18 protein-coding genes are annotated in these 23067 nt (G+C 71.0%); 16 read left to right on the top strand and 2 right to left on the bottom strand.

Features of this window, described 5'->3' with window-relative positions:
- The first annotated feature begins 210 nt into the window (after nucleotides 1-210).
- The 16 genes from ACFVYF_RS18100 to ACFVYF_RS18025 all read left to right on the top strand — a co-directional run bounded on the left by ACFVYF_RS18100 (nucleotide 211) and on the right by ACFVYF_RS18025 (nucleotide 19932).
- Nucleotides 211-1749, top strand: coding sequence for a sugar ABC transporter ATP-binding protein (locus ACFVYF_RS18100; protein ID WP_389456381.1), 1539 nt, complete (start codon nucleotides 211-213; stop codon nucleotides 1747-1749).
- Nucleotides 1746-2765 carry an ABC transporter permease gene (locus ACFVYF_RS18095; RefSeq protein WP_389456379.1) on the top strand — a complete coding sequence of 340 codons (1020 nt, stop codon included), beginning with the start codon at nucleotides 1746-1748 and terminating at the stop codon, nucleotides 2763-2765. The genes ACFVYF_RS18100 and ACFVYF_RS18095 overlap by 4 nt, the downstream gene beginning before the upstream one ends.
- A gap of 30 nt (nucleotides 2766-2795) precedes the next feature.
- Nucleotides 2796-3845 carry a substrate-binding domain-containing protein gene (locus tag ACFVYF_RS18090; RefSeq protein WP_389456377.1) on the top strand — a complete coding sequence of 350 codons (1050 nt, stop codon included), beginning with the start codon at nucleotides 2796-2798 and terminating at the stop codon, nucleotides 3843-3845.
- Between the two features lie 91 nt (nucleotides 3846-3936).
- A complete protein-coding gene (locus ACFVYF_RS18085; RefSeq protein WP_389456375.1) occupies nucleotides 3937-5199 on the top strand; it encodes a Gfo/Idh/MocA family protein in 1263 nt (420 codons plus the stop codon).
- Between the two features lie 16 nt (nucleotides 5200-5215).
- Nucleotides 5216-6220, top strand: coding sequence for a sugar phosphate isomerase/epimerase family protein (locus tag ACFVYF_RS18080; RefSeq protein ID WP_389456373.1), 1005 nt, complete (start codon nucleotides 5216-5218; stop codon nucleotides 6218-6220).
- A gap of 112 nt (nucleotides 6221-6332) precedes the next feature.
- On the top strand, nucleotides 6333-8825 hold the full coding sequence (locus tag ACFVYF_RS18075; RefSeq protein WP_389456371.1) for a PQQ-dependent sugar dehydrogenase: 2493 nt from the start codon (nucleotides 6333-6335) through the stop codon (nucleotides 8823-8825).
- Between the two features lie 37 nt (nucleotides 8826-8862).
- A complete protein-coding gene (locus ACFVYF_RS18070) occupies nucleotides 8863-10188 on the top strand; it encodes a ThuA domain-containing protein (protein WP_389456370.1) in 1326 nt (441 codons plus the stop codon).
- Between the two features lie 264 nt (nucleotides 10189-10452).
- On the top strand, nucleotides 10453-11796 hold the full coding sequence (locus ACFVYF_RS18065) for an inositol-3-phosphate synthase (RefSeq protein WP_389456368.1): 1344 nt from the start codon (nucleotides 10453-10455) through the stop codon (nucleotides 11794-11796).
- Between the two features lie 130 nt (nucleotides 11797-11926).
- A complete protein-coding gene (locus tag ACFVYF_RS18060) occupies nucleotides 11927-12406 on the top strand; it encodes a hypothetical protein (RefSeq protein ID WP_389456366.1) in 480 nt (159 codons plus the stop codon).
- On the top strand, nucleotides 12381-13535 hold the full coding sequence (locus tag ACFVYF_RS18055) for an SCO3242 family prenyltransferase (RefSeq protein ID WP_389456364.1): 1155 nt from the start codon (nucleotides 12381-12383) through the stop codon (nucleotides 13533-13535). Before ACFVYF_RS18060 ends, ACFVYF_RS18055 begins: the two co-directional genes overlap by 26 nt.
- Entirely contained in the window at nucleotides 13532-14443 is a 912-nt protein-coding gene (locus ACFVYF_RS18050) for a sugar phosphate isomerase/epimerase family protein (RefSeq protein ID WP_389456362.1), read from the top strand. Before ACFVYF_RS18055 ends, ACFVYF_RS18050 begins: the two co-directional genes overlap by 4 nt.
- Nucleotides 14444-14508: 65 nt before the next feature.
- A complete protein-coding gene (locus tag ACFVYF_RS18045) occupies nucleotides 14509-15189 on the top strand; it encodes an EboA domain-containing protein (RefSeq protein ID WP_389456785.1) in 681 nt (226 codons plus the stop codon).
- On the top strand, nucleotides 15189-16037 hold the full coding sequence (locus ACFVYF_RS18040) for a TatD family hydrolase (RefSeq protein WP_389456361.1): 849 nt from the start codon (nucleotides 15189-15191) through the stop codon (nucleotides 16035-16037). The genes ACFVYF_RS18045 and ACFVYF_RS18040 overlap by 1 nt, the downstream gene beginning before the upstream one ends.
- 3 nt (nucleotides 16038-16040) lie before the next feature.
- Nucleotides 16041-17210, top strand: coding sequence for a metabolite traffic protein EboE (gene eboE, locus ACFVYF_RS18035; RefSeq protein WP_389456359.1), 1170 nt, complete (start codon nucleotides 16041-16043; stop codon nucleotides 17208-17210).
- Nucleotides 17207-18607, top strand: coding sequence for an alkaline phosphatase family protein (locus ACFVYF_RS18030; RefSeq protein WP_389456357.1), 1401 nt, complete (start codon nucleotides 17207-17209; stop codon nucleotides 18605-18607). The genes eboE and ACFVYF_RS18030 overlap by 4 nt, the downstream gene beginning before the upstream one ends.
- A gap of 158 nt (nucleotides 18608-18765) precedes the next feature.
- Nucleotides 18766-19932 carry a sugar phosphate isomerase/epimerase family protein gene (locus ACFVYF_RS18025; protein ID WP_389456356.1) on the top strand — a complete coding sequence of 389 codons (1167 nt, stop codon included), beginning with the start codon at nucleotides 18766-18768 and terminating at the stop codon, nucleotides 19930-19932.
- A 181-nt stretch (nucleotides 19933-20113) separates the two neighbouring features.
- Here ACFVYF_RS18025 and ACFVYF_RS18020 read toward each other — a convergent pair whose 3' ends face one another.
- Nucleotides 20114-21523, bottom strand: coding sequence for an OFA family MFS transporter (locus tag ACFVYF_RS18020; protein ID WP_389456355.1), 1410 nt, complete (start codon nucleotides 21521-21523; stop codon nucleotides 20114-20116).
- Entirely contained in the window at nucleotides 21523-22911 is a 1389-nt protein-coding gene (locus ACFVYF_RS18015; protein WP_389456353.1) for an OFA family MFS transporter, read from the bottom strand. The genes ACFVYF_RS18020 and ACFVYF_RS18015 overlap by 1 nt, the downstream gene beginning before the upstream one ends.
- Nucleotides 22912-23067 lie beyond the last annotated feature (156 nt).

The raw sequence follows: 23067 nt of genomic DNA, 5'->3' as shown, positions 1-23067 counted from the left end.
GACCCGAGGCCCGTACGGCGTCCTCAGGACGTCGAGCCGCTCCACCCGTACAGCGCGCCCTGCACCGCGAATCGCCCCACCCGTACCAGCGTCCTGCACCGCGAATCGCCCCACCCGTACAGCGCCTGCACCCCGAATCGCCGCATCCGTACAGCGCCCAGCTTCGCCCTGCCCTGCAACCGGCCCGCACGCCTGCCAAGGGGAACCGCCATGGCATCAGAACCGCCGCTGCTCACCATGTCCGGCATCACCAAGTCGTTCCCCGGAGTCCGGGCCCTCGACGGCGTCGACCTCGACGTCCAGGCCGGCGAGGTGCACTGCCTGCTCGGCCAGAACGGGGCCGGAAAGTCCACGCTCATCAAGGTCCTGGCCGGTGCCCACCAGCCGGACGACGGCACGATCGGCTGGCGCGGCGAGAACGTCACGCTCAAGTCGCCGATCGCCGCCATGCGCCTGGGAATCGCCACCATCTACCAGGAACTCGACCTGGTGGAAGGCCTGTCGGTGGCCGAGAACGTCCATCTCGGACACGAACCCACGGCCGCCGGATTCGTCGTACGGGGAAAGGCGGCGCGGGAGTCCACTGAGGCACTGCTCAAGCGGCTCGGGCACCCGGAGATCGACCCGGCGCGGCTCGTCGGGGAACTCTCGGCGGCCCAGCAGCAGATCGTCTCGATGGCCCGCGCGCTCTCCCACGACGTCCGCCTCATCGTCATGGACGAACCGTCCGCGGCCCTCGACCCCGACGAGGTCGACAACCTCTTCCGCATCGTGGGCGATGTGACCGCCGACGGCGTCGCCGTCGTCTACATCTCCCACCGCCTGGAGGAGATCCGTCGCATCGGCGACCGCGTGACCGTGCTGAAGGACGGGCGTGCGGTGGCGGGCGGGCTGCCCGCGAAGTCCACGCCGACCCGGGACGTCGTGGCGCTGATGACGGGACGCAACGTCGAATACGTCTTCCCCGACCGGCCCACACATGAGCCGTCGGCGGAACCGGTGCTGAAGGTCCAAGGGCTGTCCAGGGCAGGGGAGTTCGCGCCGCTCGACCTCGAACTGCGTCCTGGTGAAATCGTCGGTCTCGCGGGGCTCGTCGGCTCCGGACGCTCCGAGATCCTGGAGACGATCTACGGGGCGCGGAAGGCGACCGCCGGTCAAGTCCTCGTGGACGGTCTTCCGTTGCGGCCCGGCAGCGTACGCGCCGCCGTCCGTGCCGGGCTCGGACTCGCCCCCGAGGAACGCAAGGCGCAGGCCCTGCTGATGCTGGAGTCCGTCACCCGCAATGTGTCGGTCTCCTCCATGTCCCGCTTCTCGCGCGGGGGTTGGATCGACCGGCGTGCCGAGCGGGGCGCGGCGCGGGCGGCGACCCGCGAGCTGTCCCTGCGCCCCGACAACCCCTCCGCACCCGTGCGGACCCTCTCCGGCGGCAACCAGCAGAAGGCCGTCCTCGCGCGCTGGCTGCTGCGCGGCTGCCGTGTCCTGCTGCTCGACGAACCGACCCGCGGGGTCGACGTCGGCGCCCGCGCCGAGCTGTACGCGGTCATCCGCCGGCTCGCCGACGAGGGCCTCGCCGTCCTGCTGGTCTCCAGCGAAGTGCCCGAGGTCCTCGGCCTCGCCGATCGGGTCCTCGTCCTGCGCGAAGGCCAGGTCGTCCACACCGCCCCGGCCCGCGCCCTCGACGAGCACCGCGTACTCGACCTCGTCATGGAAGGAAGCCCGGTGGCCACCGAAGGGAGCCCGGCGTCATGACACAGCCCGTATCTCCGCCCAGGGACGACACCCACAAGGTGCCGCCGGCCAGGGAACACACGTCGTGGCGGACGCTCGCGGCCCGTGCCGACGTCCGCACCCTCTCGCTCCTCGGAGTGCTCGCCGCACTCATCGTCATCGGCGGCATCACCAAACCGGACGAGTTCCTCGACACCCGCAACCTCCAACTCGTCCTCACCCAGGCCTCGGTGATCGGTGTCGTCACCGTCGGCATGACCTTCGTGATCACCTCCGGCGGCATCGACCTCTCGGTCGGCGCGATCGTCGCGCTCAGCTCGGTCTGGGCGACGACCGTCGCGACCCAGGAGTACGGCTTCGCGGGCGTCCTGTTCACCGCGGTCCTCGTCGGTGTCGGCTGCGGCCTGGTGAACGGCCTGCTCATCGCGTACGGCGCGATGGTCCCGTTCATCGCGACGCTCGCCATGCTCGCCTCCGCCCGCGGACTGGCCCTCCAGATCACGGACGGCAAGACGCAGATCGTCAGCATCGACGGGATCCTGAAGCTCGGCGAGCGGGACTCGTACGTGCTCGGGATCCCGCCGCTGGTACTGGTGTTCGCCGTGGTCACCGTCATCGGCTGGCTGATCCTGAACCGCACCACCTTCGGCCGGCGCACGGTCGCCGTCGGCGGCAACGCGGAGGCGGCCCGGCTCGCCGGCATCGACGTACGGCGACAGCGGCTGTACCTCTATCTGCTCTCCGGTCTGTGCTGCGGCATCGCCGCGTTCCTGCTCATCATCCTGTCCGGATCGGGCCAGAACACCAACGGCAACCTGTACGAACTCGACGCCATCGCGGCCGCGATCATCGGCGGCACGCTGCTCAGCGGGGGCCGGGGCACCATCACCGGCTCGGTGCTCGGTGTCCTGATCTTCACCACCATCACCAACATCTTCGCCCTGAACAACCTGCAGAGCGACGTCCAGCAGATCGCCAAGGGCGCGATCATCGTCGCCGCCGTGCTCGTCCAGCGCCGTAGCGCCCAGACCACCTGAGCCGCCCCCTTACGGGAAGGGTCCACCGTCATGCCAGAACCAACGAGCCTCACCAGCCGCAGAGGACTGCTCTTCGGGACCGCCGCCGTCTCGGCCGGCGCCCTGCTCGCCGGCTGCACCAGCAACGACTCCGGCGACGACAACGCGACCGCGAACGAGCAGCCGGCCGCCGACGACAAGCCCGGCAAGCACGTCACCATCGGCTTCGCGGGACCGCAGGCCGACCACGGCTGGCTCAACGCGATCAACGACAACGCCAAGAACCGGGCCAAGAAGTACGACGACGTGACCCTGGAGATCACCGAGGGCTCCAACGACACGGCGGCGCAGATCGGCCAGATCGAGACACTGATCAACAAGAAGGTCGACGTCCTGGTGGTGCTGCCCGCCGACGGCAAGGCGCTCACCCAGGTCGGTCTGAAGGCCATGCGCGCCGGCATCCCCGTCGTCAACCTCGACCGGATCTTCAACTCCCCGCAGGCGTACCGCTGCTGGATCGGCGGCGACAACTACGGCATGGGCCTCAGCGCGGGCCACTACATCGGCGAGAAGCTCAAGGACAGGAAGAACGCGCGGGTCATCGAACTCGCGGGGCTGGACAACCTGGAACTCACCAAGCAGCGCACCCAGGGCTTCGACGCGGCGCTGAAGAACTACCCCAACATCAAGAAGGTGGCCCGCCAGGCAGCCGACTTCACCGTCGAGTCCGGGCAGTCGAAGATGGCCCAACTCCTCCAGGCGCAGTCGAAGTTCGACGCCCTGTGGAACCACGACGACGACCAGGGCGTGGGCGCGCTGCGGGCCATCAAGCAGGCCGGGCGGGACGACTTCCTGATGGTCGGCGGTGCCGGGGCGCTGTCCGCCTTCCAGGCCATCGACGCCGACAACAGCGTCCTGAAGGCCACCGTCCTCTACCCGCCGACCATGGCCGCCTCCGCCATCGACCTCGCCCGCGCGCTCGGCCAGGGCAAGGGGGTGAGCGGTATCGCCGAGTTCGAGATCCCGGCGTCGCTGACGCTCTACTCGGCCGTCGTCGACAAGGACAACGTCGACCGCTACATGTCCACCGGCTTCAAGTGAGCCGCTCCTCCGCACCGAGGGCCTGCCCGCCACCGCACCGGTGGACAGGCCCCACCCCCCACCGCGCCACGACGACGAGGAGGACATCCGCATGGGACAGCCGCACCGGGGCGACGAGGCAGCGAAGCCGCCATTGGGCGTGGGCATGGTCGGATACGCGTTCATGGGCGCCGCCCACTCGCAGGGCTGGCGCACCGCCGGCCGCGTCTACGACCTGCCGCACCGCCCGGTTCTCGCCGCCGTCTGCGGCCGCGACGCACCGGCGGTACGCGCCATGGCCGACCGGCACGGCTGGGCGGCCACGGAGACCGACTGGCGGGCCCTGATCGAGCGCGACGACGTCGACCTCGTCGACATCTGCACCCCCGGCGACAGCCACGCCGAGATCGCCGTCGCCGCGCTGGCCGCCGGCAAGCACGTGCTGTGCGAGAAGCCGCTCGCCAACACGGTCGAGGAGGCCGAGGCCATGACCGAGGCGGCCGAAGCCGCCGCCCTACGTGGGCAGGTGGCCATGGTCGGCTTCAACTACCGCCGTGTGCCCGCCACTTCACTGGCCCGCTCGATGGTCGCCGAAGGGCGCCTGGGCACCCTGCGCCATGTCCGGGTGACGTACCTTCAGGACTGGCTGGTGGACCCGGAGTTCCCGCTGACCTGGCGGCTGCGCAAGGAGGCGGCCGGGTCGGGGGCGCTCGGGGACCTGGGGGCGCACATCGTGGACCTCGCTCAGTATCTGGCGGGGGAGCCCGTCGTCGGCGTCTCGGCGCTCACCGAGACCTTCGTCCGCGAGCGGCCACTGCCCGCCGGGGCGTCCAGCGGTCTGTCGGCGACCGGGGCGGCGAGCGACACCGCGCCGGCCGGAGCGGCGGGCGGCACAGCGGACGGCGCACCGGCGGCAGGGGGACGCGGCACGGTCACCGTCGACGACGCCGCCGTCTTCACCGGCCGCCTCGCCTCCGGTGCCCTCGCCTCCTTCGAGGCCTCCCGGTTCGCGACCGGCCGCAAGAATGCCCTGCGCATCGAACTCAACGGCGAGCGCGGCTCGTTGGCCTTCGATCTGGAGCGCCTCAACGAGCTCTCGTACCACGACCACACCGAGCCCGGCACCTACGCGGGCTTCCGCCGCATCCTCGTCACCGAGCCCGACCACCCCTACCTGGAGGCCTGGTGGCCGCCGGGCCACGCGCTCGGCTACGAGCACACCTTCGTGCACCAGGCACGCGACCTGGTGTGGGCCATCGCGGCGGGCAAGCGGCCCGCACCGTCCTTCGCCGACGGCCTGCAGGTGCAGCGCGTACTGGCCGCGGTCGAGGAGAGCGCCGCGAAGAACTCCGTCTACACGCCCGTCCAGGCCTAAGAGGAGGACCGACGACATGCCCCGCACCTTCACGCTCTTCACCGGCCAGTGGGCTGACCTGCCCCTCGAAGAGGTCTGCCGGCTGGCCCGCGACTTCGGCTACGACGGACTCGAACTCGCTTGCTGGGGCGACCACTTCGAGGTCGACAAGGCCCTCGCGGACCCCGCGTACATCGACTCGCGCCACCAGCTGCTCGACAAGTACGGCCTCAAGTGCTGGGCGATCTCCAACCACCTGGTCGGCCAGGCCGTCTGCGACGCCATCATCGACGAGCGCCACCAGGCCATCCTGCCCGCCCGGATCTGGGGCGACGGCGAGCCCGAGGGCGTCCGGCAGCGGGCCGCCGCCGAAATGGCCGACACCGCGCGCGCGGCGGCCGCCCTCGGCGTCGACACCGTCATCGGATTCACCGGCTCGGCGATCTGGCATCTGGTCGCCATGTTCCCGCCCGCCCCCGAGTCGATGATCGAGCGCGGTTACGAGGACTTCGCGACCCGCTGGAACCCGGTCCTGGACGTCTTCGACGCCCAGGGCGTGCGGTTCGCCCACGAGGTCCACCCCAGCGAGATCGCGTACGACTACTGGACAACTCACCGCGCGCTGGCGGCAGTCGACCACCGCCCCGCCTTCGGCCTGAACTTCGACCCCTCCCACTTCGTGTGGCAGGACCTGGACCCGGTCGGCTTCCTCTACGACTTCCGGGACCGGATCTACCACGTCGACTGCAAAGAGGCCCGCAAACGGCTGGACGGCCGCAACGGCCGCCTCGGCTCGCACCTGCCCTGGGGCGACCCGCGCCGCGGCTGGGACTTCGTCTCCGCGGGCCACGGAGACGTCCCCTGGGAGGACGTCTTCCGGATGCTGCGCTCCATCGACTACACGGGCCCGGTCTCCGTGGAGTGGGAGGACGCCGGCATGGACCGGCTCCAGGGCGCACCCGAGGCACTGACCCGCCTCAAGGCCTATGACTTCGAGCCGCCGACCGCCTCGTTCGACGCGGCGTTCGGCGGCAACGACTGAGCGACGCGGGCCCGGCCGCAACGCCGGGCCCGCGCAGAGGACTTCCGGAGTGACGGCGCACTCCGGCCTACCGCACCCGCCCGTACGACCAGCCCCGTCATGGAGGCATTTCGTGCACCCGAACGGCAGGAACACCCACACCAGGAGCCACACCAGACGTCCAAGACTCCGCGGGGCACTCGCCCTGCTGAGCGGCGCGCTGCTCGCGGCCGCCTCCCTCACCCTCACCGCGCCCCCGGCCGGCGCAGCCGTCGCCGACCCGGGAACTTCGGCGGCCGAGGACTTCCAGCAGGTCACCCTCGCCAAGGGGGAGCCCGAGGTCGGCGAGCCCATGTCGCTCGCCGTGCTCCCCGACCGCTCGGTCCTGCACACCTCGCGCGACGGCGAACTACGCCTGACCGACGCGGCCGGCAACACCAGGCTCGCCGGCAAGCTCGATGTGTACACGCACGACGAGGAGGGCTTGCAGGGCGTCGGCATCGACCCCGGCTTCGCCGCCAACCGCTTCATCTACCTCTACTACGCCCCGCCCCTGAGCACCCCCGCGGGCGACGCCCCCGAGACCGGTACCGCCGCCGACTTCGCGCCCTTCGACGGAGTGAACCGTCTCTCCCGCTTCGTGCTGAAGACGGACGGCACCCTCGACACGGCCAGCGAGAAGAAGATCCTCGACGTCCAGACCTCCCGCGGCATCTGCTGTCACGTCGGCGGCGACATCGACTTCGACGCGGCCGGCAACCTCTATCTGTCGACCGGCGACGACTCCAACCCGTTCCAGTCCGACGGCTTCACCCCCATCGACGAGCGCTCCGACCGCAACCCGGCGTTCGACGCCCAGCGTTCGGCCGGCAACACCAACGACCTGCGCGGCAAGATCCTGCGCATCAAGGTCAACGCGGACGGCTCGTACGCCATCCCGGACGGCAACCTCTTCCCGCCGGGCACCGACAAGGCGCGCCCCGAGATCTACGCGATGGGCTTCCGCAACCCGTTCCGCTTCAGCGTCGACCAGAAGACCGGCATCCTGTACGTCGGTGACTACGGCCCGGACGCCGGCGCCGCCGACCCCGCCCGCGGCCCGGCCGGCCAGGTCGAGTTCGCCCGCGTCACGAAGCCCGGCAACTTCGGCTGGCCGTACTGCACGGGCGACAACGACGCCTATATCGACTACGACTTCGCGACCAAGCAGTCCGGGCCGGCCTTCGACTGTGCCGCTCCCAAGAACAACTCGCCGCACAACACCGGCCTCACGGACCTGCCTCCGGCGCAGGCCGCCTGGATCCCGTACGACGGTCCGTCCGTCCCGGAGTTCGGGGACGGCTCCGAGTCGCCGATGGGCGGCCCGGTCTACCACTACGATGCCTCGCTCGACTCCCCGGTCAAGTTCCCGCAGGCCTACGACGGGAACTTCTTCGCCGGCGAGTTCGGCCGCCGCTGGATCAAGCGGATCGTGTCGGACGGCGACGGGACCGTGCAGTCCATCAACGACGTGCCGTGGACCGGCACTCAGGTGATGGACATGGCGTTCGGGCCCGACGGAGCGCTGTACGTCCTCGACTACGGCACCGCCTGGTTCGGCGGCGACGAGCACTCCGGCCTGTACCGGATCGAGAACGCCACCGACGGTCACTCACCGGTCGCCCAGACCGCGGCCGACCGCACCTCGGGGCAGGCACCACTGAAGGTGAGGTTCTCGTCGGCCGGCACGACGGACGCGGACGGTGACGCCCTCACGTACAGCTGGGACTTCGGCGACGGCGGCAAGTCGACCGCGGCGAACCCCACGCACACGTACAAGAAGAACGGGACGTACACCGCGACCCTGACGGCCAAGGACGCGACCGGGCGGACCGGCAGCGCGAGCGTGCAGGTCGTGGTCGGCAACACCGCACCCCAGGTGGTGCTGCAACTGCCCAAGGACGGCCAGCTGTTCAGCTTCGGTGACGCCGTGCCCTTCAAGGTGAAGGTCACCGACCCGGAGGACGGCCGCGCGATCGACTGCGCCAAGGTGAAGGTCACCTTCGTCCTCGGTCACGACAGCCACGGCCACCCGGTCACCTCGGCCAACGGCTGCTCCGGCACCATCCAGACCAGTGCCGACGGCGGTCATGACGACGACGCCAACATCTTCGGGGTCTTCGACGCCGAGTACACCGACGGCGGTGGCGGCGGCCAGGCCCCGCTGACCACCCACGACCAGAACGTCGTCCAGCCCAGGCACCGCCAGGCCGAGCACTACAGCAAGGCCTCCGGCATCACGGTCCAGTCCAAGGCCACCGCGCACGGCGGCAAGACGGTCGGAGACATCAACAACGGCGACTGGATCTCCTTCACGCCGTACGTGCTCGCCGACGCCAAGAAAATCACCGCGCGCATCGCGTCCGGCGGCACCGGCGGCACCCTCCAGGTCCGGGCGGGCTCCCCGACCGGCCGGCTGCTGGGCACCGCGACCGTGCCGGTGACCGGCGGCTGGGACACCTTCCAGGACGTCAGCGCGGACATCTCGCGCGCACCGGCCGGCACCACCACGCTCTACCTCGTCTTCAAGGGCAGTGGCACCGGCGCGTTGTACGACGTCGACGACTTCACCTTCACCACGGGCTGACGGGGGTGTGACTGACATGCGCGCCTCCTTACGAGTGATGACGTCGGCCGCCACGGCCGCCCTGCTGATCGGGTGCGTCTCGGGACCGGCCGCCTCCAAGGCGCCGGACGGGGCACGGGTCCTGGTCTTCTCGAAGACGGCCGGCTTCCGTCACGACTCGATCCCCGAAGGGATCGCCGCGGTACGGGAGTTGGGCGCCACGAACGGCTTCACGGTGGACGCCACCGAGGACGCCGGCGCCTTCACCGCGAAGAACCTCGCGCGGTACGGGGCCGTGGTGTTCCTCTCGACGACGGGTGACGTCCTCGACGCCGGCCAGCAGACCGCCTTCGAGCGGTACATCAAGCGCGGTGGTGGCTACGTGGGCGTCCACGCGGCCGCCGACACCGAGTACGACTGGGCGTTCTACGGCGGCCTCGCCGGCGCCTACTTCCAGTCGCACCCGGCGATCCAGCCCGCGACGGTCGACGTCGAGGACCGCGGCAACCCGGCGACCGGGCACCTGGATCCGGCCTGGAACCGTACGGACGAGTGGTACAACTACCGCTCCAACCCCCGGGACCACGCCCACGTCCTGGCCTCGCTCGACGAGTCGTCGTACAGCGGCGGCACGATGAGCGGGGACCATCCGATCGCCTGGTGCCAGACCTACCAGGGCGGCCGCGCCTTCTACACCGGCGGCGGTCATACCAAGGAGTCGTACGCCGAACCAGCCTTCCGGCAGCACCTGTTGGGCGGCATCCGGTACGCCGTCGGCGACGCACAGGCCGACTGCCGTCCGGAGAACGGCTACCGGCCGCTCTTCGACGGCACGGCCGAGTCCCTGTCGGCCTGGCGGCAGGCGGGCCCCGGATCCTTCTCCCGTTCGGACGACGGCACGCTGACGTCCAACGGCGGTCTGGGCATGCTCTGGTACGCCGGCTCCGGCTTCGGCGCGTACTCGCTGAAGCTGGACTGGAAGGTGGACGGGGACGACAACTCCGGTGTCTTCGTGGGCTTCCCGGCCTCCGACGACCCCTGGTCGGCCGTGAACAACGGCTACGAGGTCCAGATCGACGCCACGGACGTGCCCGAGAGGACCACGGGATCCGTCTACAGCTTCCAGTCCGCCGACATCGGCAAGCGCGACCGTGCGCTGAACCCGCCGGGGGAGTGGAACACGTACGAGATCCGCGTGGAGGGTGAACGGCTCCGCGTCTGGCTCAACGGCGTGCGGATCAACGATTTCACCAACACCGATCCGGCCCGGAGTCTGCGGGACGGCCAGGTCGGCATCCAGAACCACGGAGCCGACGACCAGGTGTCCTTCCGTGACATCCGGATCAAGGAACTGCCCGTGCGCTCCGCCGTGCCGGGCGACTGAGCGGCGGCGGGCGGGAGACGCCGGACTTCCGCCCGCCGCCTTCGTCCCGCCACTCTCCCGTGGCCGTCGTACGAGGACCGTGCGACGACGTCTGCCGGAGCCGGAGCCGGAGCCGGAGCCGGAGCCTCGGCTTCCGCCGGATTCCGGTCCCGGACTCCGCCGGTTTCCGACGGACTCCGGCGACGTGGGACGCCGTTCGACGAGTTTGACGAGGTTCGACGAGGTTCGACGACGTTCGATGACGTTCGAAAAAGGAGGCTGCCCATGTCCGCGTCCCCTTCCGAATCCCGGGTGGGGGTGTGGCTGATCGGAGCACGCGGCTCCGTTGCCACCACCGCCATCGCCGGCTGCGCGGCCATGACCGCCGGCCTGCATCCCCCGACGGGCATGGTCACCGAGACCGACCTCTTCGCCGGCAGCGGTCTGCCGGCCCTGTCGTCCCTCGTGTTCGGCGGCCACGACACGCTCGACTGCCCCCTCCCCAAGCGGGCGGAGGCGCTGGCCGCCGGGGGAGTGCTGCCACCCGGGCTGCCCGCGGCGATCGGCGCCGAACTGGCCGAGGCCGACCGCGAGATCAGCCCCGGCGGACCCGCCGCCGGGGACACCCGGGCCCCGGACGAACTCATCGAGACGTTCGCCTCGGACATCCGCGATTTCGTACGGCGGCGAGGGCTGGCGCGGGCGGTCGTGGTGAACGTGGCGTCCACCGAGCCGGCGCCTGTGGAGCGGGGCCCGGGAGGGGGCGGGACCGTCGGGCCGGGGGCCGTGCGGCGGGGCGCGCGAGGGGACGCGGCCGCCGAGCCGGGGTCGGTGCGGCGGGGCGCGCGAGGGGACGCGGCCGCCGAACCGGGGTCGGTGCGGCGGGGCGCGCGAGGGGACGCGGCCGCCGAACCGGGGTCGGTGCGGCGGGGCGCGCGGTGGGACGCGGCGGACGAACTCCCGCTCCCCGCAAGCTCGTTGTACGCGGCGGCCGCCCTGCGCGCCGGCTGCCCGTACGTGAACTTCACGCCGTCGACCGGTCTGCACCACCCCGCGCTGGCACACCTGGCCGAGACCTGCGGCCTGCCCCACGCGGGCCGCGACGGCAAGACCGGGCAGACGCTGCTGCGGTCGGTCCTCGGCCCGATGTTCGCGCAGCGCGCGCTGCGGGTCCGCGCCTGGTCCGGCACGAACCTCCTCGGCGGCGGTGACGGCGCCTCCCTCGCCGACCCGGCCGCCGCCGCGGCGAAGAACGCCGGCAAGGAGCGCGTCCTCGCTGACACGCTGGGCGTGGTGCCGGAAGGCGAGGTCCACATCGACGACGTCCCCGCGCTCGGCGACTGGAAGACCGCCTGGGACCACATCGCCTTCGACGGCTTCCTCGGCACGCGCATGGTCCTCCAGACGACCTGGCAGGGCTGCGACTCGGCCCTGGCCGCGCCCCTGGTCCTCGACCTGGCCCGGCTGGTCACGCGCGCCCACGAGGCGGGCCTGACGGGACCGCTGAGCGAACTCGGCTTCTACTTCAAGGACCCCGTCGGGGAGGGACCCGCCGCCCTGGGCGAGCAGTACGCGGCCCTGGCGGCCTTCGCGGAACGGCTCCGCGGGCTCCGGGGGGAGACGGCGTGAGGGGGCCGTGGGGAGGGGGACACGGTTTTCGTGGGGCACGTAGGGCACGTGGGGCACGTGGGGCACGAGGCGTGCTTGGCGCGTTCGGCGTTCTCGGGGCCGGTGCGGCTGCCCTTTCGGTGGGAGTGGTGTGGGCGTCCCGGGCGGGGTCGCCCGGCGTCTCGGGCACGGGGGCGCCGACGGTGACTTCGACACCAGCCTCAGGCCCGGTGCCGACGCTGACTTCGACACCAGCTTCAAGCTCGACGCCGACGTCGGCCTCAATCCGGGTGCCGACGCCGACGTCGGCCTCAATCCGGGTGCCGACGGTGACGTCAGCCTCCACCTCGGTGCCGACGGTGACGTCAGCCTCCACCTCGGCGCCGACGGTGACGTCAGCCTCCAGCTCGGTGCCGGCGCCGACGTCAGCCTCCAGCCCGGTGCCGGCGCCGACGTCAGCCACCAGCCCGGCGCCGACGGTGACATCAGCTTCAAGCTCGGCGCCGACGGTGGCCTCGGCACCAGCTTCAAGCCCGGCGCCGACGGTGGCCTCAGCCGCCACACCCAGGGGGACGGCGCAGGCGAAGACGGAGAAGCCGCCCGGCGTGGCCGCGGCGCGGGCCGACGGTGAGCGTGCGCCTGGGCGTGAGCGGGGGAAAGGGACGGGGCGGGCCTGGGCCGAACTGCTCCGTCTGCCCGCTCTGTTCACCGTCCCCGGTGACGCGCTCGCGGGCGCGGCCGCAGCCGGCGCCAGGCCGAACCCCCGCACCCTGCTCGCGATCGGTTCCTCCCTCTGCCTGTACGAGGCGGGCATGGCCCTCAACGACTGGGCCGACCAGGCCGAGGACGCCGTGGACCGCCCGCACCGCCCGCTGCCCTCGGGCCGTATCCGGCCGGCCGCCGCCCTCGCCGCGGCCGGGGCCCTCACGGCGGCGGGCCTCGCGCTGGCCGCCCGGGCGGGCGGCCGGTCCCTGGCGGTCGCGGTGCCGCTCGCGGTCACGGTCTGGGCGTACGACCTGGGGCTCAAACGGACCCCCGCCGGACCGGCGGCCATGGCTGCCGCCCGGGGCCTCGACCTCCTCCTCGGCGCGGCGGCCACCGGCGGCCGGCCCCGGCCCGCCCTGCCCGCGGCCCTGACCCTGGCCACCCACACCTTCGCGGTGACCAGCGTCTCCCGCGGCGAGACACGGGGCGGCTCGCACACGGCACCGCTGGCCGCGCTGCTCACCACCGGGGCGGTGGTCTGGGGACTCACCCGTAGCCGACCGGCTGCGGACACGGACCGAGGTCCGCAGTCCGCGCACCGTGGAACTCCGGGCTCCGACGCGGGGATCCGACGGTCGCGCCCGGCCTCCGGCCAGGGCTCGCGCATCTCCACGCACCGCGGGACTCCCGACGTCGGCAGTCCGTCGTCGCGCCCCGGCCAGAGCCCGCGCATCCCCGCCCACCTCGGGACTCCGGCCGTACGACGCCTGTCGTCGTCCCCAGGCTCAGGCCCCGGCACCCCGCCCACCCCGGCGGACGCCGTACGCACGGCTCTTACCGTCGCCTACGCCGTGACCTCCGCCCGGCCGCTCTTTCATGCCGCTCTCCATCCCTCGCCCCCGCTCACGCAACGCGCTGTCGGCGGTGGCATTCGCGCCATGATTCCGCTCCAGGCCGCGCTCGCCGCACGCGCGGGAGCCCCGGCCGTCGCCGTTCTCACGGTCCTGCTCGCCCCGGCCGCACGGAAGTTCGCGAGGAAGGTGAGCGTCACATGAGCCAGACCCCCCGTCTCGCGCCGAATCCCGGCTCCCACCCGCTCCGCTTCGGCTACGGCACCAACGGCCTCACCGACCTCCGTCTCGACGACGCCCTCGCGCTCCTCGCCGACCTCGGCTACGACGGCGTCGGCCTGACCCTCGACCACATGCACCTCGACCCGCTGGCCCCTGACCTCGCCGCCCGCACCCGGAAGGTGGCGCGACGGCTCGACGCCCTCGGACTGGGCGTCACCGTGGAGACCGGCGCTCGCTACGTCCTCGACCCGCGGCGTAAGCACGGCCCCTCACTGCTCGACCCGGACCCCGAGGACCGCGCCCGGCGCGTCGATCTGCTCGTCCGTGCCGTGCGGGTGGCCGCCGACCTCGGCGCCCACGCCGTGCACTGCTTCAGCGGAATCACCCCCGACGGCACGGAGGAGGACACCGCCTGGAAACGCCTCGCCGAGGCACTCGACCCCGTCCTGAAAGCCGCCACCGAGGCGGGCGTACCGCTCGCCGTCGAACCCGAACCGGGACATCTTCTCGCCACCCTCGCCGACTTCCACCGGCTCCGCGCGACACTCGGCGACCCGGACGCACTCGGTCTCACCCTCGACATCGGCCACTGCCAGTGCCTCGAACCCCTCTCTCCCGCCGACTGTGTACGCGCCGCCGCTCCCTGGCTGCGCCACGTCCAGATCGAGGACATGCGCCGCGGCGTCCACGAACACCTCCCGTTCGGAGACGGGGAGATCGACTTCCCGCCCGTACTCGAAGCTCTGGCGGCCACCGGCTACCAGGCGCTGACCGTCGTCGAACTACCCCGCCACTCCCACGCGGGCCCCCACTTCGCCGGCCGGTCCCTCCCGTTCCTCCACCGCGCGGCCCGGGCGATCCCCAAGGGCCTCGAAGGGACAGCCCCGTGAACCACCACCCACACCCCACCCGCGACAGCCGGGCGCACCACACCCCCCAGCCGGCCGTCGCCCTCCTGCACTCCCGCCTGAACTCCTGTCTGGGCCCAGCCGCCCGCGCCTGGCTCGACCAGGCCCTCGACGAGGCCGCCGCGCACCCCGGCATCCACGGACCCATCTCCGTATGGGAGTTGCGGATCGCCGAGGCCGGCCGCCGGTGCGGACCCGAGTACGCCGACGCCGCCCGCGTCCTGCTCCTGCACGCCGCCCGCGCCGACCCGGACGCCCTCACCCGCGTCTACCGGCAGGGCACCGCCGCCGAACGCCGGGCCGTCCTGCAGGCCCTGCCCCACCTCGTCACCGGCCCCGACGCGCTGCCCCTCGTCGAGGACGCCCTGCGCACCAACGACACCCGGCTCGTCGCCGCCGCCGTCGGCCCGTACGCCGCCCGGCACCTGGACGCCCACAACTGGCGGCACGCCGTCCTGAAGTGCCTGTTCACCGGCGTCCCCGTAGACGAGGTGAGCGACCTGCGTCGGCGTGCCCACGCCGACGCCGAACTCGCCCGCATGCTCGGCGACTACGCCGAGGAACGCACCGCCGCGGGCCGTCCCGTACCCGAGGACCTGCACCGCGTCCTGGCCCTGACCGACCCCACGGCCGCCGGCCCCGCCACGGCCGGCCGCACCCCCACGAACGGCGCTCCCGGTCCGTCGGCCCCGTCCGGCACCCGCGCCTCGTCCGGCAAGGAGTCCTGATGCGCATCTTCGACCCCCACATCCACATGACGTCACGGACCACCGACGACTACCAGGCCATGTACGCCGCGGGCGTCCGCGCCGTCGTCGAACCGGCCTTCTGGCTCGGCCAGCCCCGCACCTCACCCGCCTCCTTCCTCGACTACTTCGACTCCCTCCTCGGCTGGGAGCCCTTTCGCGCCGCCCAGTACGGCATCGCCCACCACTGCACGCTCGCCCTCAACCCCAAGGAGGCGAACGACCCCCGCTGCGTGCCCGTCCTCGACGAACTGCCCCGGTATCTCGTCAAGGACCAGGTCGTCGCCGTCGGCGAGATCGGCTACGACTCGATGACCCCCGCCGAGGACACCGCTCTCGCGGCCCAGCTCCAGCTCGCCGCCGACCACGGGCTGCCCGCCCTCGTGCACACCCCGCACCGCGACAAGCTCGCCGGGCTGCGCCGCACCCTGGACGTCGTCGGTGAATCGGCGCTGGCCCCGGACCGCGTGCTCGTCGACCACCTCAACGAGACCACCGTCAAGGAGGCCAAGGACAGCGGCTGCTGGCTCGGCTTCTCCGTCTATCCCGACACCAAGATGGACGAGGAACGCATGGTCACCGTCCTCAAGGAGTTCGGCCCCGAGAAGGTGCTCGTCAACTCGGCCGCGGACTGGGGGAAAAGCGATCCCCTCAAGACCCGCAAGGTCGGGGACGCACTGCTGGCGGCCGGATTCACCGACGACGAGGTCGACCTGGTGCTGTGGCGCAACCCGGTCGCCTTCTACGGACTCAGCGGGCGTCTCGATCTCGAACTCGACGACACGGCCACCACCCACGAGGGCAACTCCATCCTCCGCGGCGGGGAGTGAGCGATGCGCTTCCGCCACCCCGACGGTTCCGTCGTCCACCTCGCCTACTGCACCAACGTCCACCCGGCCGAGACCCTCGACGGTGTCCTCGGCCAGCTCCGCGACCACTGCGAACCCGTCCGCCGGCGCCTGGGCCGCGACCGCCTCGGCATCGGCCTGTGGCTCGCCAAGGACGCCGCCCGCGCCCTCGTCACGGATCCGTCGGCCCTGCGCGGACTGCGCACCGAGCTGGACCGGCGCGGCCTCGAAGTCGTCACCCTCAACGGCTTCCCGTACGAGGACTTCGGCGCCGAAGAGGTCAAGTACCGCGTCTACAAGCCGGACTGGGCCGATCCCGAACGCCTCCAGCACACCACCGCCCTGGCCCGCGTCCTCGCCGGGCTGCTCCCGGACGACGTCACCGAGGGCAGCATCTCCACCCTGCCGCTCGCCTGGCGCACCGCGTACGACGAAGAGCGGGCAGCCGCGGCCCGCACGGCGCTCACCACGCTCGCCGAACGCCTCGACGCCCTGGAGGAGCTGACCGGCCGCTCCATCCGGATCGGGCTTGAACCCGAACCGGGCTGTGTCGTGGAGACGACCCGGGACGCCATCGCCCCGCTCACCGCCGTCGCCCACGACCGCATCGGCATCTGCGTCGACACCTGCCACCTCGCCACCTCCTTCGAGGACCCGGACACCGCCCTGGACGCGCTCGCCCAAGCCCGGGTCCCGGTCGTCAAATCCCAGCTCTCCGCCGCCCTGCACGCCGAACACCCCCATCTCCCCGAAGTCCGCAAGGCCCTCGCCGCCTTCGACGAGCCCCGCTTCCTGCACCAGACCCGCACCCGGACCGCCGGCGGACTGCGCGGCACCGACGACCTCGGCGAGGCCCTCGCCGGCGACGCCCTGCCGGACGGCACCCCCTGGCGCGCCCACTTCCACGTCCCGCTGCACGCGGCCCCCGCCGCTCCCCTCACCTCCACGCTCCCCGTCCTCCGGGCCGCGCTGACCCGCCTCGTCGGCGGCCCGCACCCGCTCACCCGTCATCTGGAGGTCGAGACCTACACCTGGCAGGCCCTGCCGCCCGAGCTGCGCCCCCGCGCCCGCGCCCAGCTCGCCGACGGCATCGCCGCCGAACTCACCCTCGCCCGCGACCTCCTGACGGACCTCGGCCTGAAGGAACTCCCATGAGCACCGCACCGGAACACCCCGGCCCGCCCACCCCGCTCCTCGTCCTGGACGTCGTAGGCCTCACCCCCCGTCTCCTCGACCACATGCCGCACCTCAAGGCCCTCGGCCAGTCCGGCTCCCGCGCCCCGCTCGGTACCGTCCTGCCCGCCGTCACCTGCGCCGCCCAGTCCACCTTCCTCACCGGCAGCCACCCCGCCGAGCACGGCATCGTCGGCAACGGCTGGTACTTCCGCGAGCTCGGCGACGTACTCCTGTGGCGCCAGCACAACGGCCTGGTCTCCGGTGACAGGCTGTGGGACGCCGCCCGGCGCGCGCACCCCGGCTACACGGTCGCCAACATCTGCTGGTGGTACGCCATGGGCGCCGACACCGACTTCACCGTCACCCCCCGTCCCGTCTACTACGCCGACGGCCGCAAGGAACCCGACTGCTACACCAGGCCCCCGGCCCTGCACGACGAACTCACCGAGAAATTCGGCACGTTCCCCCTCTTCCACTTCTGGGGACCCGGCGCGGACCTCGTCTCCAGCCAGTGGATCATCGACGCGACCCGCCACATCATGGGCACCCGCCGACCGGACCTGACCCTCTGCTACCTCCCTCACCTCGACTACGACCTGCAACGCTTCGGCCCCGACGACCCGCGCTCCCTCAAGGCGGCGGCCGACCTCGACACGGCACTGGCACCCCTCCTCGACGACGCCAGGGCGCAGGGCCGTACCGTCGTCGCGCTCTCCGAGTACGGCATCACGCGCGTGAACCGGCCCGTCGACATCAACCGCGCCCTGCGCCGCGCCGGCCTGCTCGAAGTGCACACGCAGGACGGCATGGAGTACCTCGACCCGATGGCCTCGCGTGCCTTCGCCGTCGCCGACCACCAGATCGCCCATGTCTACGTGCGCCGCCCCGAGGACCTGGAGGCCACGAAGGAGGCGCTCGCCGGCCTGCCCGGCATCGAGCAACTCCTCGACGACGAGGGCAAGAAGAGCCACCACCTCGACCATCCGCGCTCGGGCGAACTCGTCGCCGTCGCGGAGCCGGACGCCTGGTTCACGTACTACTACTGGCTCGACGACGCCCACGCGCCCGACTTCGCGCAGCTCGTCGAGATCCACCGCAAACCCGGCTACGACCCGGTCGAGCTCTTCATGGACCCCCACGACCCCTACGTCAAGGTCAAGGCCGTGGGCGCGGTGGCCCGCAAGAAGCTCGGCATGCGCTACCGCCTGGCGGTCGTGCCGCTGGACCCCTCACCTATTCGCGGCAGCCACGGCCGCCTTCCCCCGAGCGACGACGAAGGTCCGCTCATCATCTGCTCCACCCCCCACGCAGTCAGGGGCCGCGTCGCGGCCACCGAAGTGAAATCCCTGCTGCTCGCCCTGGCCGGCCTCGCGTGACGAGCGACTACGGCCGCGCCTGACGAGCAACTACGGAAAGTGAAACACGCACCACTGACAACGCGTCCGGCCCGCGGACACCAGGCCGGAGCGTCCGGCACCCGCCGGGGCGAACGTCCCGCACCCGCCCGACCGCACACCGACCCGAAAGAGGAACCGTGACCGTGTTCAACGACGAATCCGGAACCGACGACGCCCTGCGCCGCGCGCTCGGCGTCAACCGCCGCCGTTTCCTGAGCACCTGTACCGCCGCCGCGGCCGCGGCGATCGCCGCTCCCGTCCTCGGCGCCGCACCCGCCCACGCCCAGGCCCCCGCCCGGGACAGAGGCCACGGGCACGACGGGACCACCCTCATACCCGCGGCCAGGCGCGGCATCATCCTCTACACCGTCCGTGACGCGACGGGCCGCGATCCCCTCGCGAGCGACCTGCCCTCCGGATTCCGCGAGGTCTTCAAGGAGCTGTCGCGCCACGGCTACCGGCAGGTGGAGTTCGCGGGCTACGGGCAGCACGCCAACGCCCCGGGCGGAGCCGGCCTGGAGTCCGTGGCCGGTGCCAGGCTGCTGCGTTCGTGGCTCGACGACTACGGGCTGCGGGCGCAGGGCAACCACGGCTTCATCCCGGGCTCCTGGCCGCTCACGACACCCGACCTGGACACCTTCAAGAAGCATCTGGAGATCGCCAACATCCTCGGCATGGACCACATGGGCACCGGTGGCGACCCCACCGGCAGCGACTACCGTGCCGACTGGGACGTGGCGGCCGACAAGTGGAACGCGCTCGGCGCGATCGCCCGCCGCGAGGGCATCAAGCTCTACACCCACAACCACGACGCGGCCTACGGGTTCCTGCTGGACGGCGGTCCGCTCGACGCCCAGGGCCGGCCGACCCGCAGCTCCGGCATCCGCAAGCTGGAGTACTTCCTCAAGATCACTGATCCGAGGACCGTCTGGCTGGAGATGGACATCTTCTGGGCGCATGTCGCCCAGTACAAGTTCCACACCTACACGGCCCACGACGGCTCGGTCCGGGAGAAGGTCTTCGACCCCGCAGGCCTCGTCGTCCGCAACAACAAGCGCTACCCGCTCTTCCACGCGAAGGACGGCACCGTGAACACCACGAACGGGATGGGCTACGACATGGTCCCGTTCGGCACCGGCGTCATCGACTACACGACGTTCTTCTCGCGCGTGGGCGACCGGAACTACCACAACCCGATGGTCGAGCAGGACAACGCACCCAGCTCCACCGACCTCGGACAGTCCCTGCGGTTCGCGAAGATCGGCTACGACCACCTCGCGGCCCTCCGTAAGAAGCGCCACTAGTCCGCCGGTTCACCACTGGCCCTCCGGGCCGCGCCACCGGTTCACGGCCCACCGGTCCGCGGCCCACCGGCCCGCGCGGCCCGACACCGTTCCGGGCCGCGCATGAGGCGGCCCTCCCCGCGTCCGAAGACGTAGGGAGGGCCGCCTCATCCGTGCCGTGTGCGGTGGCCGAAGGGCCTGGTCAGCCCGCCGGTTGTGGCTGCGGGGTACTGGTGGATTCCCTCCTGGTTCCGCCCGGCTGTTTCAGCAGCAGCGCGATCGCCGCCGCCACCATGGAGATGCCGCCGGCCAGCGCGTAGGCGCCGTTGTAGCCCCAGGCGGCCACCACCATCGAGCCGAGCCCGCCGCCGAACAGACCGCTGATCAGCTTTCCGCTGTACACCAGCCCGTAGTTGGTGGCGTTGTAGTTCTCGCCGAAGTAGTCCGGAGTCAGGGCCGCGAACATCGGGTAGAAGGCCCCGCCGCCGAATCCGGAGAGGAACGCGAAGACCAGGAACAGCCATTCGCTCTTGATGTCACCGGCCCAGATCACGCCGAACTGCGCGAGACCCAGTACGAGGATGACGAACACCAGGGTCTGCTTGCGGCCCCAGATGTCGGACAGCCAGCCCACCACGCCCCGGCCGACGCCGTTGATGACGGCCATGACGCCCATCGAGGACGCCGCGACCAGCGGACCGAAGCCCACCTCCTTGGCGAAGTCGACCTGGAAGGAGATACCGAAGATCGACACCCCCGCGGTCATGACCAGAGCGACCCACATCAGGGGGAGCATGCCGGTCCTGATGGCCTCCTTGGGTGTGAACTGCTTCACCGCGGGAGGGTTCTTGGCGAGGCTGGCGGCCCCCTTCTCGGTACCGCCGTACGTCAGCGGATCGATGTCGGCAGGCCACCAGTTCTTCGGCGGGTCCTTGAAGAAGAACGCGGTGGATACCACCACGATCATCACGTAGCAGCCGATGAGGTCCAACACGCGGTGGTAATTGGACGTGTCGAAGGCGTAGTTGAAGATGAAGATGAACGGCAGTGAGCCGTACGCGAATCCGCCGTTGACGAATCCGGTCTTCGCGCCACGACGCTCCGGGAACCACTTGCCGACCATGTTGATGCAGGTCGCGTACACCAGTCCGGATCCGATGCCACCGATGACACCGAAGCCGAGGATCGCCAGCAGGACATTGCTCAGGTGCGAGAGAGCGAGGAAGCCGACCACGCACATGACCGACCCGATGTACATGGCCTTGCGCGCGGTCAGGATCCCCTTCTCCCGCATCCAGCCCGCGGGGAAGGCGATTCCGGCCTGGAAGAACACCCAGACACTCAGGATCCAGAAGGTGTTGCTCTGCGTCCAGCCGTGGGCGTGGGACAGGGTGTCCTCCGCCGAGCCGTACGCGTACTCGAACACGCTGATGGCCATCATGGCCAGCCATGGCAGGTACACCATGAACTTGCGCGAGTGCCCGAGGATGTCCCGGTCCGTCTCACCTATTCGGTAGACACGGCCGCGGGAGTCCGTGACTTCCCGATACGAGCGGTTCTCCGCGCCGGAGTCTCCCGACGCGTCGTTCGCGGCGATGGGTTCCGCCGTCATTAAGCCATCTCCTCACCGATGGGGTGTGGGTTGGGGACAATCTTCCGGGCATGAGGCCTGCCCGGAGCTTTGAGGAAGAGAGCGAGAACGGCCGAGGCCAGTCCTATGGAGCCTGCGATGACGAAGGCGCCTTCGTAGTCCCACACGCGGACCACGACCGCGCCCATGCCGGAGCCCAGCAGCCCGGAGATGAGCTTCGAGCTGTAGACCATTCCGTAGTTGGACGCGTTGTGGTTCTCGCCGAAGTAGTCCGCCGTCATGGCCGCGAACAGCGGGAAGATCGCGCCGCCGCCGAATCCGGAGACCATGGAGCAGAACAGGAAGAACGGCATGCTGCCCATCTGGCCGGAGACCAGAACACCGAACTGGGCGGTACCCAGCACCAGACAGACGATGATCAGTGTCTGGCGCCGGCCGGCGCGGTCGGAGATCCATCCGATGATGCCGCGTCCGGTGCCGTTGACAATGGCCTTCAGGGACATCGCGGTGGCCACGATGCCGCCGGCGAAGCCCATGTCCTTGCCGAACGGCACCTGCATGGCGATACCGAAGATGTTGATCCCGGCCGTGCACAGGAGGCAGAACCACATCATCCACAGGACGGGGGTTCGAGCGGCCTCCCTCGGGGTGTACTGCTTGACCGCCGGCGGGTTCTTCGCCAGCGCCCGCCGGACCCTCGGGTCGTCCGACACCTTCAGCGGGTCCGCGTGCGAAGGCCACCAGCCCTTCGGCGGGTCCTTGAAGAACCAGCCGGCGAAGGCGACGACCGAGCAGCAGATGACGCCGACGGCTATCAGGACGTTCTCGTAGTTGCTGAGGTCCATGTACGAGGTGAACAGGAAGACGAAGGGCACCGAGCCATAGGCGAAACCGCCGTTGACCAGGCCTGTCTTGCCGCCCTTGCGCTCCGGGTACCACTTGCCGACCATGTTCACGCAGGTCGCGTAGACAAGACCGGCTCCGATACCGCTGAACATCCCGAACCCGATGTACGCGACGATCACGTGCGGCGCGAACGCCAGCGAGAGATAGCCCAGAACCGTGCCCAGCGCGCCGAGGAACATGGCGTACCGGGCGGGCAGCCTCCCGCTTTCCCGCAGTTGCCCCGCAGGGAAGGCCACGGCTGCCTGGAAGAAGATCCAGACACCCATCAGCCAGAAGATGTGGCCGCTGCTCCAGAGATGGGCGTCGTGCAGGGTGTCCTCGGCCGAAGTGAATGCGTACTCCGAGGAACTGATGCCCAGCATGCCCATCCATGGGAACAGCACCATGGTCCAGCGTGGTCGACCCATGATGTCGCGATCGGTTTCACCTATGCGGTACTTGCGGCCATTGCCGTCCGTCACCTCCCTGTAGGGAACGGACGTCGAGTAGTCGGTGGTTGTCATATCGCTCAAGCACCCCTTGCGTCGAAAGATCTGGACAGCGCCCCCTGCCAAATGCCTTTCGTGCGCTTGTGGGCTCCGGGGCCGGCCGACGCGCACCGTCTGCCGTCCCCGCCCTCGGTCACCTCATGGAAGGCCCCCCAACAGCCCCGCCGTGCG

The sequence above is a fragment of the Streptomyces sp. NPDC058274 genome (assembly GCF_042881375.1).
GTDB lineage: Bacteria > Actinomycetota > Actinomycetes > Streptomycetales > Streptomycetaceae > Streptomyces.
This window is presented reverse-complemented; position numbering and strand designations above follow the sequence as displayed.

Excerpts from the sequence above, each read along its gene's own strand:
- ACFVYF_RS18100 (WP_389456381.1), top strand. The coding sequence starts at position 211 with ATGGCATCAGAACCGCCGCTGCTCACCATGTCCGGCATCACCAAGTCG.
- ACFVYF_RS18095 (WP_389456379.1), top strand. The coding sequence starts at position 1,746 with ATGACACAGCCCGTATCTCCGCCCAGGGACGACACCCACAAGGTGCCG.
- ACFVYF_RS18090 (WP_389456377.1), top strand. The coding sequence starts at position 2,796 with ATGCCAGAACCAACGAGCCTCACCAGCCGCAGAGGACTGCTCTTCGGG.
- ACFVYF_RS18085 (WP_389456375.1), top strand. The coding sequence starts at position 3,937 with ATGGGACAGCCGCACCGGGGCGACGAGGCAGCGAAGCCGCCATTGGGC.
- ACFVYF_RS18080 (WP_389456373.1), top strand. The coding sequence starts at position 5,216 with ATGCCCCGCACCTTCACGCTCTTCACCGGCCAGTGGGCTGACCTGCCC.
- ACFVYF_RS18070 (WP_389456370.1), top strand. The coding sequence starts at position 8,863 with ATGACGTCGGCCGCCACGGCCGCCCTGCTGATCGGGTGCGTCTCGGGA.
- ACFVYF_RS18065 (WP_389456368.1), top strand. The coding sequence starts at position 10,453 with ATGTCCGCGTCCCCTTCCGAATCCCGGGTGGGGGTGTGGCTGATCGGA.
- ACFVYF_RS18050 (WP_389456362.1), top strand. The coding sequence starts at position 13,532 with ATGAGCCAGACCCCCCGTCTCGCGCCGAATCCCGGCTCCCACCCGCTC.
- ACFVYF_RS18040 (WP_389456361.1), top strand. The coding sequence starts at position 15,189 with ATGCGCATCTTCGACCCCCACATCCACATGACGTCACGGACCACCGAC.
- eboE (WP_389456359.1), top strand. The coding sequence starts at position 16,041 with ATGCGCTTCCGCCACCCCGACGGTTCCGTCGTCCACCTCGCCTACTGC.
- ACFVYF_RS18030 (WP_389456357.1), top strand. The coding sequence starts at position 17,207 with ATGAGCACCGCACCGGAACACCCCGGCCCGCCCACCCCGCTCCTCGTC.
- ACFVYF_RS18020 (WP_389456355.1), bottom strand. The coding sequence starts at position 21,523 with ATGACGGCGGAACCCATCGCCGCGAACGACGCGTCGGGAGACTCCGGC.
- ACFVYF_RS18015 (WP_389456353.1), bottom strand. The coding sequence starts at position 22,911 with ATGACAACCACCGACTACTCGACGTCCGTTCCCTACAGGGAGGTGACG.